We start from the raw sequence: 247 nt of genomic DNA, 5'->3' as shown, positions 1-247 counted from the left end.
ATGATTGCCTGAAGGAACTGGCCGCGGGCGAAACGGACTTTGCCCTCACTGCACCCCTTGCCCCCGAAGGTAAGGGCATCCGCTCGCTGCCGCTTTACCGTGAGCCGTTGCGGGTAGTCCTTCACTACCGCCATCCTTTGGCGGAGCGGTCCAGCATCCACCTTTCTGAGCTGCGGCACGAGCCCTACGTAACACTCCCGGTGGGCGTGGGCCTGCGGTCATTGGGTGAAGCGCTTTTACGGGAGGC

General features: G+C 63.2%; 1 protein-coding gene. It reads left to right on the top strand.

Going from position 1 to position 247, the window contains the following annotated elements; translation table 11 throughout:
* A partial coding sequence (locus SB724_RS21335) for a LysR substrate-binding domain-containing protein (protein WP_410573015.1) occupies positions 1-247 on the top strand: 247 nt, incomplete at both ends.

This window comes from Bacillus sp. SIMBA_031, from assembly GCF_046535225.1.
Lineage (GTDB): Bacteria > Bacillota > Bacilli > Bacillales > Bacillaceae > Bacillus > Bacillus velezensis.
Note: the sequence above shows the minus strand (reverse complement) of the source record. Positions and strands in the feature narration are given on the sequence as shown.